The following is a 15,081-nucleotide window of genomic DNA, read 5'->3' as shown; positions in this document are numbered from 1 at the left end:
GCATTGCCTGTAAAAGCCTGCCTTGCGCAGGCTTTTTTGTTTTACAGCACCTTGTGCGGGCCAAATACTTCGTAGTGGATGCGATCGGCATTGATGCCGGCATCGACCAGTTGACGTGCGACAAACTGCATAAACGGCAGCGGACCACAGATCCAGAACTGACGATCGGACTGGTTCAGCGCGGAGGACACGCTCGCCAAATCCATCAAGCCCTGAGCGTCGTAACGTCCGACATCGGCACTTTCTGGTTGCCGATACCAAACGTGGCTGGTGAAGTTTGGCAGGCGTGCGCCGAGGGATTTCACCTCTTCAGCAAACGCATGCTGCGAACCAGCTTCCGCGGCGTGCAGCCAGTTAACCGCCGCCGGATGTTGCTGCTGCGCCAGAGTAGCCAGCATCGCCAGCATTGGAGTTTGGCCGACGCCAGCAGAGATCAGCGTAATCGGCGTAGCGGCTTCAGCCTGCAGGATGAAATCACCGGCTGGTGCTGCGCACTGCACAATATCGCCCACCTGCGCACGATCATGCAGCCAGCCCGACACGCTGCCCAGCGCTTCGCGTTTAACCGCGATGCGATAAAATTGCCCATTTGGCTGGTGCGTCAGCGAATACTGGCGATGCTGAATATTTTCACAGCCTGCCGGTTGTAGGCTGATGGCCAGATACTGCCCTGGCAGAAAGGTTGCCACCGGCTTACCGTCGTTTGGCACCAGTTCAAAACTCGTGATCACCGAACTCTCCTGATTGATAGCGCGAATACGAAAATCACGCGCACCGCGCCAGCCGCCGGTTTTCTCTTCGGAGGCCGAATAGATGGCTTCTTCACGCTGGATAAACACATCAGCCAGCACGCCGTACGCTTTGCCCCATGCGGTCAGCACTTCTTCACCCGGATGCAGCAGCTCATCAATTGTCGCCAGCAGGTTTTCACCCACAATCGCATACTGCTCGGGCTGAATGTTCAGGCTGGCATGCTTCTGCGCGATTTTCTCCACCGCCGGCAACAGTACGGCCAAATTTTCCAGGTTGCTGCCATAAGCCACAATGGCGTTAAACAACGCTTCCCGCTGATTGCCGCTGCGCTGATTGTTCATGTTGAATACGTTTTTCAGTTCAGGATGTTGCGTCAGTAAACGTTGGTAGAAATGGCCGGTCAGCTGCGGTCCAACCTGGGCAATGGCGGGCAAGGTCGATTTGATGGTAGCGATGGTTTGCGCGTCGAGCATGGTGAAATCCTCAGAGTGAATTTAAACATGTATTTTAAATGCATCTTATGGGTAATCGAAGCGCCTGTAAATCCCTTGTTGTGATTAAGGATTAAGCAAGAAAGGTGCGGGCTGGCGCGCAAAGCTGAAATTCTTTCGCCATGAAAGTGAGCAAATTTCGTGATTTTCTGGCTTGCAAAAAAGCGTAAAAAACCCGTTCCAGCGCCATGCCAATCGTTTGCGCAAAAAGAGGGGATTGACGCTACCGTCACCTGTCAAAACCGTTTACACTGTTCGCCTTCGCCCCCTAGCCGGGGCCTAAACTGCCGTTAAAAAGTTAGCTGAGTCAGGAGAGTCCGGATGTTAAAGCGTGATATGAACATTGCCGATTATGATGCCGCGTTGTGGCAGGCTATGGAGCAAGAGAAAGTGCGTCAGGAAGAGCACATTGAACTGATTGCTTCTGAAAACTACACCAGCCCACGCGTAATGCAGGCCCAAGGTTCACAGCTCACCAACAAATATGCCGAAGGCTATCCGGGCAAACGCTATTACGGCGGATGTGAATACGTCGATATCGTTGAGCAACTGGCGATCGATCGCGCTAAAGAGCTGTTCGGCGCAGATTTCGCTAACGTACAGCCGCACTCCGGTTCTCAGGCCAACTTCGCGGTTTACACCGCGCTGCTGCAGCCAGGCGACACCATTCTGGGTATGAACCTGGCGCACGGTGGTCACCTGACGCACGGTTCCCCGGTAAACCTGTCGGGTAAGCTGTACAACGTTATCCCTTACGGCATCGATGAAACCGGCAAAATCAACTACGAAGAACTGGCTGAGCTGGCACAAACCCACATGCCAAAAATGATCGTCGGCGGCTTCTCTGCTTACTCTGGCGTGTGCGACTGGGCCAAAATGCGTGAAATCGCAGACAGCGTTGGCGCCTACCTGTTCGTCGATATGGCACACGTTGCGGGCCTGATCGCCGCAGACGTCTATCCGAACCCGGTTCCTCATGCCCACATCGTGACTTCAACCACCCATAAAACCCTGGCGGGTCCGCGCGGCGGCCTGATCCTGGCGAAAAACGGTGACGAAGAGCTGTATAAAAAACTGAACTCCGCGGTGTTCCCGGGTGGTCAGGGCGGTCCTCTGATGCACGTGATCGCCGGTAAAGCGGTGGCGTTCAAAGAAGCGATGGAGCCAGAGTTCAAGACTTATCAGCAGCAGGTGGCTAAGAACGCGAAAGCGATGGTGGAAGTTCTGCTGGAGCGCGGTTACAACATCGTTTCCGGTGGTACACACAACCACTTGTTCCTGATCGATCTGGTCAGCAAAAACCTGACCGGTAAAGAAGCCGATGCCGCTCTGGGCCGCGCCAACATTACCGTGAACAAAAACAGCATACCTAACGATCCGAAGAGCCCGTTCGTGACCTCTGGCGTGCGTATCGGTACCCCAGCGGTGACGCGTCGTGGCTTCAAAGAAGCTGACGTTCGCGAGCTGGCTGGCTGGATCGCTGACGTGCTGGACAACATCAACGACGAAGCGACCATCGAACGTACCAAACAGAAAGTGCTGGAAATCTGCAGCCGTCTGCCGGTGTACGCGTAAGCTTTACGCTTCTCGATGCAGTGCAAAAAAGGATGGTGCAAGCCATCCTTTTTTATTGCCGTCGCAGCAGTGCTCTGACAAAGTAGCGCCCACTCGTGCTGCTCAGCAGCATTTTTGCTGGAGGGAATATGGCAATCGGCTCCGCCAAATGGCTCGGTTTGGGCTACTTCACTTACTTCTTCTGTTACGGCATTTACCTTCCTTTCTGGAGCGTGTGGCTCAAAGGCACCGGACTTGATGCAGAAAAAATCGGTCTGCTGCTGGGGTGCGGCATGGTGGCGCGCTTTGTCGGCAGTTTGCTGATTGCCTCGCAGGTAAAAAATCCCTCACAGCTGATCACTGCGCTGCGCTTGCTGGCGCTGATGACGTGCCTGTTCGCTATCGGTTATTGGCTGGGACAACAGTGGATGTGGCTGCTGTTCGTGATGATCGGCTTCAACCTGTTTTTCTCACCGCTGGTGCCGCTGAGTGATGCGCTGGCTGCCACCTGGACGCAGCAAATTGGTCTGACATATGGCCCGGTTCGTTTGTGGGGCTCGCTGGCGTTTGTCATCAGCTCTGCCTTAACCGGCATGCTTGTCACGGCGTTCTCATCGCAGGCGATTCTGGTGCTGCTGTCACTGGGCGCGATCGGCATGTTAGGTGGGATGATGTTAACGCCAGCGACGAAGCCGCAGGGCAGTGAACGTCAGACGTCAACCGATGGTGGCTGGCAGGCATGGCGTGATTTGCTGCGCGAAAATGCGGTGTGGCGTTTCATGTTATGCGTGACATTGTTGCAGGGCGCGCATGCGGCTTACTACAGCTTCAGCGCGATCTGGTGGCAGGAGAGCGGTTATTCCGCGTCGATTATTGGCTATTTATGGTCGCTGGGCGTGGTGGCTGAAATCATCATTTTTGCTCTCAGCAGCCGACTGTTTCGCCGCTGGAGTGCGCGCGATCTGCTGCTGTTATCAGGCGTGTGCGCCATTATCCGCTGGACAATGCTGGGATCCAGCACCGCGTTACCGTTGCTGATCGTGGCGCAAATTCTGCACTGCGGCAGCTTTACCGTCTGCCATTTAGCTGCGATGCGGTTTATCGCCGCGCGCAAAGGCGCGGAAGTGATTCGTCTGCAATCGCTCTATTCGGCGCTGGCCATGGGCGGCGGTATTGCGGTGATGACTATGATTTGCGGCGTGTTGTTTACGCATCTGCAAGGACATCTGTTCTGGGTGATGGCGTTAGTGGCGCTGCCGGCGCTGTTCCTGCGTCCGCGCGCCGCTTAACTCTCCAGCAACTGGAGAATACGCTGCTGCTGATGACGACTCAGCGGCAGCTCCGCCTGGATTAGCGGCGGTGAAAACAGCGGCAATGAAATGGCATACGGCGTGATCACCAGCGCGATATCGCGCGGCGCGCCTTCACGCTGAAAATGCACGACGTCCTGATAGCTGATGTTGATCGGTAGCAGCGTCATTTCCCGCAGCTGCTGCTCCAGCAACTGCTCCAGCGCCGCATCCGCGCCCGTCAGCAATAGCACCTGCTTTTCCTGCAATGCACTCTCCTGCATCAGCCAGGCACCAAATAACACCGCCACCAGACTTATCTCTTCAGCACTAAAGCGCGTGGCAAAGTTACGGCTGAAATGCTCAAGTGCGCGTTCCGTGGTACGCAGCAGACGCGGGTAGAGTCGTGCGACATCCAGCGCCACGCTGTTATCGATGCCGATGGCAAAATGGCTGCGATCCAGCGCCTGCGCCAGATGCGTAAAGAGTTGCTGAGTGAGTTCGGCGCGATTTCTGAAGGTGGTTTGTGCCAACTGCTCAAAGCGCGCAATCAGCGCTTCCACGGACTGCATCAGTTTTACCGCCTGCGGATGCTCCAGCTGCGTAGCGGTTGGCGCGTGAATCAGGCTAAATAGCAGCGTCCAGAAGTCGGTCTCGCTTACATCCGGCGCTAAGTGGCAGCGCTTCTGCCAGTGATGGATGACGTCGTCGGCGGCAGCACGTTCGACTTTTTCCGCCAGCCACGCGCGCTGTCCGTCATTGAACAAGGCGTTTTGGCGCTGGCACAGCGCATACTTCATGAAGATTTGCAGAAACAGGCGGTCGCGCGGGCTGAAGTCGCGCGCCAGACGCAGGCTGCAGTGCTGAATCAGCGCCTGCAAGTTGGTTTCATCCCACAGCGCTTTCTCGATTTTCAGGACTTTCAGGCGCTGACGCAGCACCGGGGCAAAATGCTCGCAGACAAAATCCTGCGACAAACGCAGCGCGCGTCGCAGCCAGTGGATCAGGCACAGCCGCCTGTCCAGTTCCGTCCCGTGTATGCGAAAGCTGCCATCGACCATCTGGTGTAGCTCCAGTTGATGGTAACGCTGTATCTCCTCTCCCACATCCGCGATATCCTGTCGGGCGACAACAGGCGCCACGCCATTTAACTGGCAGAGCTTTTCAAGCGTCAACGCGGGAGCGGGCAGAAATAGCAGCAGTAACAGATGACAACGACGCTGGGAACGGCTGAAGAGTGGTGCAGAGGAGGGTGCAGAACTCATCAATGGTTTATCCGCAGGTCACTTTTGAGCTAAGAATAGCTAACTCCACGCGGTAACCTTGCACTTTGTCGTGACTTTTGTTCAGAGCTTTAGGGCGGGTCACAATTTTTCTGGGCCACTCTACACTTCACTTTAAAATTGTTACTTTATAACACATGAAAATTGCACTCATTACGTTTACGCTGTTGTTCAGCACCGCAGCCTGGTCACATCCGCATAGCTTCATTGACATGAAAACCGAGTTCATCAGTGACAACCAACATCTTAGCGGCATGAAAATGGTGTGGACCATGGATGAGATAACCTCCGCCGATCTGTTATACGACGCAGGTAAAGCCAAGCCCGGTGATGTGGTGTGGAAAAAGCTGGCGGCGCAGGTGATGGCAAATGTGCTCGGTCAGCACTATTTCACCGAAGTGTGGCAGGACAAAAATCGGGTCAAATTTCTCAATCTGCCGAAAGAGTACAACTTATCGCGCAACGGCAACAAAGCGGTGCTGGAGTTTATCGTGCCGTTTGGCGAGCCGCAGTTATTGAGCGCGAAGCAGTATCGCATTCAGACTTTTGATCCCAGCTACTTTGTTGATATGTATTACGATAATCCACAGGCATTAACCATGGACGACACCGTTAAATCGCATTGCCAGATCGATCTGCATACGCCGATACCGGATGACTCGCTGAAGCAATATGCGCTATCGCTGGATAAAGCCGATGCGCCGCCAGAGGATATGGATCTTGGCCAGCAATTCGCCCAAACGGTGACACTGACATGTCACTGATTTCGCTTCCCTCCCGTTCACGTCGTTTATGGCCGCTGTGGCTGATGGCGGCGTTATTGCTGCTAGCGGGCGTGCTGCTGTGGCAGCACTGGTCGCAGATTTTGCTGCAAAGCGTGCTGTGGCAAAAAATCCTCAATCGCGAAATGACGCAGCTTTTGCAGCAGGTGGCTGAACAACCGCAGCTGGCGGGCGTGACGCTAATGCTGTTCAGCCTCGCTTACGGCGTGCTGCATGCGCTGGGGCCGGGACACGGCAAAGTGGTGATCACTACCTTTCTTGCCACCCATCCGGCAAAGTTGAAAACCAGCATGAAGCTAACGCTGCTGGCGGCTTTGCTGCAGGGCGGCGTGGCGATTGGTTTGGTAACGCTGATGCTGGTGGTACTGCAAACCTCGTCGCGTCAGATGCATCTCGGCAGCTACTGGCTGGAGAAGGGCAGTTATCTGTTAGTCGTCGCGCTGGGTATTTGGGTCGGTTGGCGTGCATTGCGATCGCTGCGTCAGCAATGGCGTCCTCAGCCAAAGTTGCAGATCCACGCTATTCGCCCAGCGCATCAGCACGATGAACACTGCGGCTGCGGACATGCGCATCTGCCCAGCGCTGCGCAGATGGATCAGGCAGTTAGCGCTAAAACGCAGGCGCTGGTGGTGTTTTCCATGGGGCTGCGGCCCTGTTCCGGCGCCATCATGATGCTGCTGTTTGCCAAAGTGATTGGTGTGTATGCGTGGGGCGTCGCCTCTGCCGTGGCGATGGCGTTGGGCACTGCTGTGACGGTTTCGGCGCTCGGCTTGTTAGTGCAGCGCTCCCGTCTGCTGGCTCAGCGCTTAGGGCAGGCCGGCGGTACTCATCCTGCGACCAGGCTGCTGGTGCCGCTGCTCGCCATGTTAGGTAGCGTGCTGTTAATCGTTGCGGGCGTTGCATTATGGCAAAGTGCCTCGCCGGGCATCGGCGGTGGAATTCGTCCTTTCTGACATTAAGGATATTTGGGTAGTGTAAATATTCCACTGTTGCAAGTATTCTCCCCCTCAACAGTTAATTAAATATCTCCGCTTAGCGCGCTGGTGAAAATAGATTTCTCTGTCTAAGCTCAATTACACCAGTCAATATCCTGGTGGATTAGCAATTATAAAATTTCAGCGAAATATTCTGCGAGGAGAAAACGATGCCTGAAACTCGGATTAATAATGGCAGCGTAGATACGGTGCACGACGTGCATGGCGGCCTACCATTAAAACGTATTTCATGGAGCGCAGTATTTGCCGGCGTTATCGCTGCGCTAATCATTCATATTTTATTGGGGATATTGGGTACAGCGATTGGTGCAACAACCATCGATCCACAACAGGAACAAAATCCGCTGCAGCATCTGGGAACCGGCGCGTTAATCTGGACCGGCGTGAGTATGCTGATTGCCATGGGCGTAGGTAGCTACGTTGCGGGGCGTCTGGCGCAGCGCGAAGGGGCGATGCATGGTTTGTTGATGTTTGGTGTTAGCACCATTTTGACATTATGGCTCGCGATTACCCTGGCAACTGGCGTTATTGGCGGTGCGTTTAATATTTTAGGCGCCGGCGTAAATGCCGTGGGTAATGGAATTTCCGCAGCGGCGCCATCACTGACCAATATGGCAAAAGAGAAGCTGCAGGAAAGTAATATCAATTTAGATGATTTAAAAAACGAATTACAAACTACGCTGCGTCAAACCGGCAAGACAGAATTACAACCTGAGAATCTGCAAAAGGATGTAAATAACGAAGCCAATAACGCGCAAAATCAAGCAGAGCAAACGGCACAAAATCCACAGAATGCTGATAATGATCTGGCTAATTGGTTGAAAGGCGTTATGAATCGTCACTCAGATACATTGCAAGCTGCCGATCGTGATGCGCTGAAAAATATTATCAAAGCGCGCACCGGTAAAAGCGATCAAGAGGTTGAGCAGATTGTAACTCAAACCGAGGAGAGCTATAAAAAAGCCGTGCAACAGTATCAGGAGTTGAAACAGCAGGCGGAGCAAAAAGCCCGTGAAGTGGCTGAGCAAGCGGCGGCCGCAACGGCGAAAGCGAGCTGGTTCACCTTCTTTATGCTGGTGATTGAAGCAGTACTGGCAGCATTGCTGGGGCGCGTGGGTCGCAGGACGCAACCGCGTCAGGTATTAAGCCACGAACGTCGGTAACAAAAAAAGGCGGCTGATTCAGCCGCCTTCTCGCTTCTAGCGCTTCAGCGCCTCACTCAACTCTTCACGCATCGATGCCAGCATCGCTTTCACTACGCGTGGGTTACCCGCAACGATGTTACCTGACATCACGTAACCGTGGTTGCCGGTAAAGTCAGTCACCAGGCCGCCCGCTTCACGAACCAGCAGCTCGCCCGCCGCAAAATCCCACGGCTTCAGGCCAATCTCAAAGAAACCATCAACGCGACCTGCAGCGGTGTAAGCCAGATCCAGCGCCGCCGAACCGGTGCGACGGAAATCAGCGCACTGGGTGAACAGTTTGCCAACGATGTTGATGTAAGGCGTTGCGTGCTGCTTCAACTTGAACGGGAAGCCGGTCGCCAGGATGGTGCCATCCAGATCGCGCGCCGTGCTGCCGCGCAGGCGATAGCCATTCAGCTGTGCGCCCTGGCCGCGTACGGCGGTGAAGAGTTCGTTGCGCATTGGATCGTAAACCACAGCCACTTCGGTGCGGCCTTTGATGCGCACAGCGATAGAAACGGAGAAGTGTGGTAAACGTTTGATGAAGTTGGTGGTGCCATCCAGCGGATCGATTACCCATTGAATGTCTTGATCTTCGCCCGCCAGCTCACCGCTTTCTTCGGTGATGATGGTGTGTTTCGGGTACGATTTACGAATTACTTCGATAATCAGACGTTCTGCGTCACGGTCAACATTGGTAACGAAGTCGTTGCTGCCTTTCTGGCTGGCTTCGACAGCGTCCGGGGTTTCATAATTCTTGGCAATTAAATTTCCGGCCTTGCGCGCGGCGCGCACGGCTATGTTGAGCATCGGATGCATCGGTATCTCTCGCTGGATGTTAAAGAACGGGGAAAACGGCGCGGAGTATATCAGCGTGTTCAGCAAATGTCCTCTTTTTATGTTAGGATGCGCGCCATCATTTCCCTGACCGCCTCTAATTATGCTGCAGAATATCCGAATCGTACTGGTAGAAACGTCGCACACCGGCAACATGGGCTCCGTCGCACGCGCGATGAAAACTATGGGCTTAACCAACCTTTATCTGGTCAATCCGCTGGTAAAACCCGATTCACAGGCCATTTCCCTCGCCGCCGGTGCCAGCGATGTCATTAGTAATGCGCGCATTGTCGATACCATGGATGAAGCCATTGCCGGTTGTAGTTTGGTGGTTGGCACCAGCGCACGTTCACGTTCACTGCCGTGGCCCATGTTGGATTCACGCGAGTGCGGCATTAAAAGCGTGGAAGAGGGGCAGCAGGCGCCGGTGGCGTTGGTGTTTGGCCGCGAGCGCGTGGGCCTGACTAACGAAGAGTTGCAGAAATGCCACTATCACGTCGCGATTCAGGCGAACCCGGAATACAGCTCACTGAATCTGGCGATGGCGGTGCAGATTATCGCTTACGAAGTGCGCATGGCCTGGCTGGACGCGCAGGAAAAAGCCGCGCCGACGGAAGAGCCGGTCGAATCACCGTATCCGCTGGTTGACGATCTGGAGCGCTTCTATCAGCACATCGAACAGATGATGCTGAACAGCGGCTTTATCCGTGAAGGCACGCCAAGCCAGGTGATGAGCAAGCTGCGTCGTTTATATACACGTGCGCGCCCCGAACGCGACGAACTGAACATCCTGCGCGGCATGATGGCATCGTTCGAAAAGCGCAAAGGTAATGTGGATAATAGTTGAGTAAAACAGTTGGTTAAATAGTTGAGCAATTTACTTGGTTAAATAGTTGACCGTTTTACTCAGGAATGTCAGACTGGCGTCAATTCTTCAGATAACCCGCCGATAACCGGACGGACGCTTACGAGGTTGTATGCTATGAGACTGACATCCAAAGGACGTTATGCCGTAACCGCTATGCTGGACGTTGCACTGCACTCCAATGAGGGCCCGGTGCCGCTAGCTGACATTTCTGAGCGTCAGGGCATCTCATTGTCCTATCTGGAGCAGTTATTCTCACGTCTGCGTAAGCATGGCTTAGTGGCCAGCGTTCGTGGTCCAGGTGGCGGTTATCTGTTAGGCAAAGATTCAAGCGCGATTGCTGTGGGCGCGGTTATTACCGCCGTTGACGAATCTGTCGATGCCACTAAATGCCAGGGCAAAGAGGGCTGCCAGGGCGGCGAGCGTTGCCTGACCCACGTTTTGTGGCGTGATCTGAGTGAGCGCATCAGCGACTTCCTCAACAACATCACGTTGGCGGAACTGGTGAATAATCAGGAAATCCTTGAAGTGGCCGATCGTCAGAACACTGTCGATAATCGCCGCTTCCAGCAGCATCGTGTGCAAGAAACCATCAACGTTAATCTGCGCGCTTAATCAGTTCTCCTTCGGCCTTTCCTGTTCATACGGGCGAGGCCGAATGTGCTATAAAGACGTATGATTTTTTATACGGAGTTTTAGCGCAATGAAATTACCGATTTACCTGGATTACGCAGCCACTACGCCTGCGGATCCGCGTGTTGCCACCAAAATGATGCAGTTCCTCACAATGGATGGCACTTTCGGTAACCCCGCGTCCCGTTCCCACCGTTTTGGCTGGCAGGCTGAAGAAGCTGTTGATGTGGCTCGCAATCAAGTTGCTGAGCTGGTCAATGCCGATCCCCGTGAAATCGTTTTTACCTCCGGCGCGACCGAAGCGGACAACCTTGCGATCAAAGGTGCCGCGCAATTCCATCAGGCGCGCGGCAAACACATTATTACCAGCCAAACCGAACACAAAGCGGTGCTCGACAGTTGCCAGCAACTGGCGCACGAAGGCTTTGATGTCACCTTCTTACAGCCCGGCAGCGACGGTATCGTTACGCCGCAGATGCTCGAATCTGCACTGCGCGACGACACGGTGCTTGTGTCGCTGATGCACGTCAATAATGAAACCGGTGTGATTCAGGACATCGCCGTACTCGGCGCGCTGTGCCGTGCGCGTGACATCCTGTTTCACGTTGATGCCACGCAAAGCGTCGGCAAATTGCCGATTGACGTCACTGAACTGCCGGTGGATTTGATGTCGTTCTCAGCGCACAAGCTGTATGGACCGAAAGGCATCGGCGCGCTGTGGGTGCGTCGTAAACCGCGTCTGCAAATTGATGCACAGATGCACGGTGGCGGTCACGAGCGCGGCATGCGTTCGGGCACGTTGCCGGTGCATCAGATTGTCGGCATGGGCGAAGCCTACCGGATTGCGCGTGAAGAGATGAGCAGCGAAATGGCGCGTCTGGCCGAGCTGCGCCAGCGTCTGTGGCGCGGTATTAGTCAATTGGGTAACGTGAACCTCAACGGTTCGCTGGAGCAGGGCGCTCCGAACATCCTCAATATTAGTTTTGCCCACGTCGATGGCGAATCGCTGATTATGGCGCTGAAAGATTTGGCGCTGTCATCCGGTTCTGCCTGTACCTCGGCCAGTCTCGAACCTTCCTATGTGCTGCGCGCGATGGGCGTTGAGCAGGAGCTGGCACACAGCTCGCTGCGTTTTTCGCTCGGACGCTTCACCAGCGCAGAGGAAATTGAGTACGCTATCGAGCTGGTCAACAAAGCGGTAACACGTCTGCGGGCACTTTCGCCTGCGGCAAACGCCCGCTAATTCATGCACCCCTTGCGCCGGTTCTGGCGCAAGGTGACACCTAACGCAAACGGAGCCACGCGATGACAACACAACCGATGATAATTACGCTCAGCTCCCAGGCCGCCGATGCGCGCTGGGGTGACAAAGCGCTGCTGAGCAGCAACGAAAGTGGCATGACCGTTCACCTGACTGGCGCAGACGCGCTGATGAGCATCCAGCGCGCGGGGCGCAAGCTGGACGGCCAGGGCATTCGTCACGTCTCGCTGCAGGGCGAAGGCTGGGATGTGGAAAAGTGCTGGGCGTTCTGGCAAGGCTACCGCAGCCCGAAAGGCAAACGTCAGGTCGAGTGGCCGGAATTCAATGAAGACGATCAGGCTGAATTTGCACGTCGTCTGAAGATTGTTGACTGGGTGCGCGACACCATCAACCTGCCGGCGGAAGATCTTAGCCCGGAACAGCTGGCGCACAACGCGGTTGATCTGATCAACGAAGTGGGCGGCAAAGCAGTCAGCTATCGCATCACCAAAGGCGAAGATCTGCGTGTTCAGGGTTACGCCGGCATCCACACCGTGGGCCGTGGCTCTACGCGCGCACCGGTATTATTGGCGCTGGATTTCAATCCAACTGGCGATGAAGATGCGCCGGTTTACGCCTGTCTGGTCGGTAAAGGCATCACCTTTGATACCGGCGGTTACAGCCTGAAGCAGAGCGCTTTCATGGACTCAATGAAGTCTGATATGGGCGGCGCGGCAACGCTGACTGGCGCGCTGGCGCTGGCGATTTCACGCGGTCTGAATAAGCGCGTGAAACTGTATCTATGCTGCGCAGACAACATGGTCAGCGGCAACGCGTTCCGTCTGGGCGACATCATTCGCTATCGCAACGGTAAAACCGTGGAAGTGATGAACACCGATGCGGAAGGTCGTCTGGTATTGGCCGATGGCCTGATCGATGCCAGCGAGCAAAATCCTGAACTGCTGATCGATGCGGCAACGCTGACCGGCGCGGCAAAAACCGCGCTGGGTAACGATTATCACGCGCTGTTTACCTTTGACGATGTGCTGGCGGAATCGCTGCTTGGCAGCGCAACCGGCGAAAACGAAGCATTCTGGCGTCTGCCGCTGGCCGAGTTCCATCGCAGCCATCTGCCTTCGAACTTTGCCGATCTGAATAACATCGCCAGCCCGTCACATGCGGCGGGTGCCAGCAGTGCGGCGGCGTTCCTGTCGCATTTCGTCAGCAAATATCAGCAAGGCTGGCTGCACATTGACTGCTCCGCGACGTACCGCAAAAGCGCAGTGGATCAGTGGTCCGCGGGTGCGACCGGTTTGGGTGTACGCACCGTCGCCAATCTGTTACTGAAATAATCCTCATCACGGCAGGCGCAAGCTTGCCGTCTTTTTTGGAATACGATAAATGAGTAACCGTCTTGAAGAGGTGCTGAAGCTGGCGGCTACTGAGCCTGCGCACCGTCCGGAATTTTTCCAGCTGCTGCTGGAAGCCGATGTGTGGGTGCCAGGCGAAAGTCCCGCCGAACAGTTTGATGCGACTTCGCCGGTCGAATTACAGCATTGGGAAAAAGAGGATGGCGGCAGCGTGATCCCGTTCTTCACCTCGGAAGAGGCGATGGGCGAGGCCATCAAAGATGAACAACCTTACCTGCGCATGCCGGTGCGCACGCTGTTTGAAATCACGCAAGGCGAAACGCTGTTCCTCAATCCGAAACTGCCTGCGGGTAAAGAGTTTTCGCCGGGTGAAATCGCCCATTTGATTGGCGAAGAGGGCAGTGCGCTGAGCCAGCAAACCGTGCTGGAAGGTGGTCATGCGTTGCTGTTGTCCGAAGTGGCCGAGCCGCCAGCGCAGATGATTGATTCGTTAACGCAACTGTTTGCCAAGTACAAACAGGTACGCCGTGCTTACATCGCCAGCATTCGTGAAAGCGCTAGCGAAGCACCGAACCTGCTGATTGGTATCGAAGCTGATAGCGATATCGATGAGATTATTCAGGCGGCGGGCGGTGTAGCGACGGATACGCTTGCGGATGATGCGCCCATCGATATCTGTGAAGTGGTTAATGAAGAGCGCGGCGTGAGCCACTTCTTTACTGCCCACATCACGCCGTTCTATGAACGTCGCTGGGGCAGTTTCCTGCGCGATTTTAAGGGCAGTCAGCGGATTATATAATGCGCGGTCGCCATTGATGGCGACCTGCTATCACTTCTCGATCGGTAAATCGTCGCGGCTGCCCCATTCGCCCCACGAACCGTCGTACAGCGTCACATCCCGCACACCCAGCGAGGTGAGCGCCAGAATCACCACCACCGCCGTGACACCCGAACCGCAGCTGGCAATCACCGGCTGATCCAGTTTTACCCCTGCCTGAGCAAACAGATCGCGCAGTTCCGCTGCCGGTTTCAATTCACCATTTACCACTAAACTGTTCCACGGCACGTTCAGGCTGTTGGGAATATGCCCGCGCAGCAAGCCCGGACGCGGTTCATCCACTTCGGCGTTAAAACGGTTCGCCGCACGGGCATCGACAATCTGCGCGCCGCCTTCGTGGCTGATCAGCAGCACGTCGGTCAGACGTTTCACCTGTGCGCCATCATAAGTCGCTTCGAATTCACCTTCCGGCAAACTAACCGGTCCGGTGGCGACATCGAAACCGGCTGCCTTCCAGCCCTGTAATCCTCCGGCCAGAATCGACACGTTTTCGCAGCCAAAGGCGCGCAGCATCCACCACGCACGCGGAGCCGAAAACAGGTTGCCTTCGTCATACACCACCAGATGTTTGTCCTGGCTGACGCCCATTTCGCGCATGGCCACCGCAAAGGATTCGGCGCGCGGCATCATGTGTGGATAAGCACTGGTGTGATCGGACAAGGCTTCAATATTGAAGAACGGCGCATTCGGCAGATGACCAGCCAGATATTCAGCCTGCACATCACGTACGGCTTCCTGGCCAGGCGGTAACATGCGGGCATCAAGCACCTGCAATGTTTCCTCGGTGTAATGTTCTTTCAACCAATCAGCGGACACAAACATGGCTGTCATAGCAACCTCTTCTCAGCAAACGGGAAACGACCAGTCTCCGGGAATGTGAACGCTATCTCAAGGGTGTGATTGCTAAAGTTGGCGGGTTGATGTGAAATTGCGCGGAATGACGTTTTCTTAACTTCTGGGACTGGTG

14 protein-coding genes are annotated in these 15,081 nt (G+C 55.1%); 10 read left to right on the top strand and 4 right to left on the bottom strand.

Annotated features, from left to right (window positions below):
* Window positions 1-41 precede the first annotated feature (41 nt).
* On the bottom strand, window positions 42-1,226 hold the full coding sequence (hmpA, locus tag AAF463_RS14470) for an NO-inducible flavohemoprotein (RefSeq protein WP_271461290.1): 1,185 nt from the start codon (window positions 1,224-1,226) through the stop codon (window positions 42-44).
* A 339-nt stretch (window positions 1,227-1,565) separates the two neighbouring features.
* Here hmpA and glyA point away from each other — a divergent pair, with 339 nt between their 5' ends.
* Window positions 1,566-2,819, top strand: a complete 1,254-nt coding sequence (gene glyA / locus AAF463_RS14465) for a serine hydroxymethyltransferase (RefSeq protein WP_350260994.1) — start codon at window positions 1,566-1,568, stop codon at window positions 2,817-2,819.
* A 128-nt stretch (window positions 2,820-2,947) separates the two neighbouring features.
* The gene (locus tag AAF463_RS14460; RefSeq protein WP_222233811.1) at window positions 2,948-4,087 is read left to right on the top strand and encodes a 3-phenylpropionate MFS transporter; all 1,140 of its coding nucleotides are present in this window, start codon (window positions 2,948-2,950) and stop codon (window positions 4,085-4,087) included.
* Here AAF463_RS14460 and csiE read toward each other — a convergent pair.
* Complete coding sequence (csiE, locus tag AAF463_RS14455) at window positions 4,084-5,352, bottom strand: stationary phase inducible protein CsiE (RefSeq protein ID WP_110868270.1); 1,269 nt, start codon at window positions 5,350-5,352, stop codon at window positions 4,084-4,086. The genes AAF463_RS14460 and csiE overlap by 4 nt on opposite strands.
* Before the next feature lie 155 nt (window positions 5,353-5,507).
* Between csiE and AAF463_RS14450 the strand changes: the two genes are divergently transcribed.
* The 3 genes from AAF463_RS14450 to AAF463_RS14440 all read left to right on the top strand — a co-directional run bounded on the left by AAF463_RS14450 (window position 5,508) and on the right by AAF463_RS14440 (window position 8,310).
* Entirely contained in the window at window positions 5,508-6,134 is a 627-nt protein-coding gene (locus AAF463_RS14450) for a DUF1007 family protein (protein ID WP_350260993.1), read from the top strand.
* On the top strand, window positions 6,125-7,105 hold the full coding sequence (locus AAF463_RS14445) for a nickel/cobalt transporter (protein WP_350260992.1): 981 nt from the start codon (window positions 6,125-6,127) through the stop codon (window positions 7,103-7,105). Before AAF463_RS14450 ends, AAF463_RS14445 begins: the two co-directional genes overlap by 10 nt.
* A 191-nt stretch (window positions 7,106-7,296) precedes the next feature.
* A complete protein-coding gene (locus AAF463_RS14440) occupies window positions 7,297-8,310 on the top strand; it encodes a hypothetical protein (RefSeq protein ID WP_101763476.1) in 1,014 nt (337 codons plus the stop codon).
* Window positions 8,311-8,346: 36 nt separating this feature from the next.
* Here AAF463_RS14440 and suhB read toward each other — a convergent pair whose 3' ends face one another.
* Window positions 8,347-9,150 carry an inositol-1-monophosphatase gene (suhB, locus tag AAF463_RS14435; RefSeq protein WP_008108283.1) on the bottom strand — a complete coding sequence of 268 codons (804 nt, stop codon included), beginning with the start codon at window positions 9,148-9,150 and terminating at the stop codon, window positions 8,347-8,349.
* A gap of 121 nt (window positions 9,151-9,271) precedes the next feature.
* On the opposite strand from suhB, the gene trmJ reads away from it, so the two are divergent.
* From trmJ to sseB, 5 genes are all read left to right on the top strand, one after another.
* Window positions 9,272-10,015: a tRNA (cytosine(32)/uridine(32)-2'-O)-methyltransferase TrmJ gene (trmJ, locus tag AAF463_RS14430; protein WP_350260991.1), complete on the top strand. Its 744-nt coding sequence runs from the start codon at window positions 9,272-9,274 to the stop codon at window positions 10,013-10,015.
* Window positions 10,016-10,150: 135 nt separating this feature from the next.
* The gene (gene iscR, locus AAF463_RS14425; protein WP_008108287.1) at window positions 10,151-10,648 is read left to right on the top strand and encodes a Fe-S cluster assembly transcriptional regulator IscR; all 498 of its coding nucleotides are present in this window, start codon (window positions 10,151-10,153) and stop codon (window positions 10,646-10,648) included.
* 88 nt (window positions 10,649-10,736) lie between these two features.
* Window positions 10,737-11,909 carry an IscS subfamily cysteine desulfurase gene (locus AAF463_RS14420; protein ID WP_309833652.1) on the top strand — a complete coding sequence of 391 codons (1,173 nt, stop codon included), beginning with the start codon at window positions 10,737-10,739 and terminating at the stop codon, window positions 11,907-11,909.
* Window positions 11,910-11,971: 62 nt separating this feature from the next.
* Window positions 11,972-13,258: an aminopeptidase PepB gene (pepB, locus tag AAF463_RS14415; RefSeq protein WP_110868264.1), complete on the top strand. Its 1,287-nt coding sequence runs from the start codon at window positions 11,972-11,974 to the stop codon at window positions 13,256-13,258.
* A 49-nt stretch (window positions 13,259-13,307) separates the two neighbouring features.
* Window positions 13,308-14,075 carry an enhanced serine sensitivity protein SseB gene (gene sseB / locus AAF463_RS14410; RefSeq protein ID WP_350260990.1) on the top strand — a complete coding sequence of 256 codons (768 nt, stop codon included), beginning with the start codon at window positions 13,308-13,310 and terminating at the stop codon, window positions 14,073-14,075.
* A 30-nt stretch (window positions 14,076-14,105) separates the two neighbouring features.
* Here the strand turns inward: sseB and sseA are convergent, their stop codons facing one another.
* The gene (gene sseA, locus AAF463_RS14405) at window positions 14,106-14,945 is read right to left on the bottom strand and encodes a 3-mercaptopyruvate sulfurtransferase (RefSeq protein ID WP_350260989.1); all 840 of its coding nucleotides are present in this window, start codon (window positions 14,943-14,945) and stop codon (window positions 14,106-14,108) included.
* Window positions 14,946-15,081: the final 136 nt, after the last annotated feature.

This window comes from Pantoea sp. BJ2, from assembly GCF_040255075.1.
Classification (GTDB): Bacteria; Pseudomonadota; Gammaproteobacteria; order Enterobacterales; family Enterobacteriaceae; genus Pantoea; species Pantoea leporis.
This window is presented reverse-complemented; position numbering and strand designations above follow the sequence as displayed.

Excerpts from the sequence above, each read along its gene's own strand:
- hmpA (WP_271461290.1), bottom strand. The coding sequence starts at position 1,226 with ATGCTCGACGCGCAAACCATCGCTACCATCAAATCGACCTTGCCCGCC.
- glyA (WP_350260994.1), top strand. The coding sequence starts at position 1,566 with ATGTTAAAGCGTGATATGAACATTGCCGATTATGATGCCGCGTTGTGG.
- AAF463_RS14460 (WP_222233811.1), top strand. The coding sequence starts at position 2,948 with ATGGCAATCGGCTCCGCCAAATGGCTCGGTTTGGGCTACTTCACTTAC.
- csiE (WP_110868270.1), bottom strand. The coding sequence starts at position 5,352 with ATGAGTTCTGCACCCTCCTCTGCACCACTCTTCAGCCGTTCCCAGCGT.
- AAF463_RS14450 (WP_350260993.1), top strand. The coding sequence starts at position 5,508 with ATGAAAATTGCACTCATTACGTTTACGCTGTTGTTCAGCACCGCAGCC.
- AAF463_RS14445 (WP_350260992.1), top strand. The coding sequence starts at position 6,125 with ATGTCACTGATTTCGCTTCCCTCCCGTTCACGTCGTTTATGGCCGCTG.
- AAF463_RS14440 (WP_101763476.1), top strand. The coding sequence starts at position 7,297 with ATGCCTGAAACTCGGATTAATAATGGCAGCGTAGATACGGTGCACGAC.
- suhB (WP_008108283.1), bottom strand. The coding sequence starts at position 9,150 with ATGCATCCGATGCTCAACATAGCCGTGCGCGCCGCGCGCAAGGCCGGA.
- trmJ (WP_350260991.1), top strand. The coding sequence starts at position 9,272 with ATGCTGCAGAATATCCGAATCGTACTGGTAGAAACGTCGCACACCGGC.
- iscR (WP_008108287.1), top strand. The coding sequence starts at position 10,151 with ATGAGACTGACATCCAAAGGACGTTATGCCGTAACCGCTATGCTGGAC.
- AAF463_RS14420 (WP_309833652.1), top strand. The coding sequence starts at position 10,737 with ATGAAATTACCGATTTACCTGGATTACGCAGCCACTACGCCTGCGGAT.
- pepB (WP_110868264.1), top strand. The coding sequence starts at position 11,972 with ATGACAACACAACCGATGATAATTACGCTCAGCTCCCAGGCCGCCGAT.
- sseB (WP_350260990.1), top strand. The coding sequence starts at position 13,308 with ATGAGTAACCGTCTTGAAGAGGTGCTGAAGCTGGCGGCTACTGAGCCT.
- sseA (WP_350260989.1), bottom strand. The coding sequence starts at position 14,945 with ATGACAGCCATGTTTGTGTCCGCTGATTGGTTGAAAGAACATTACACC.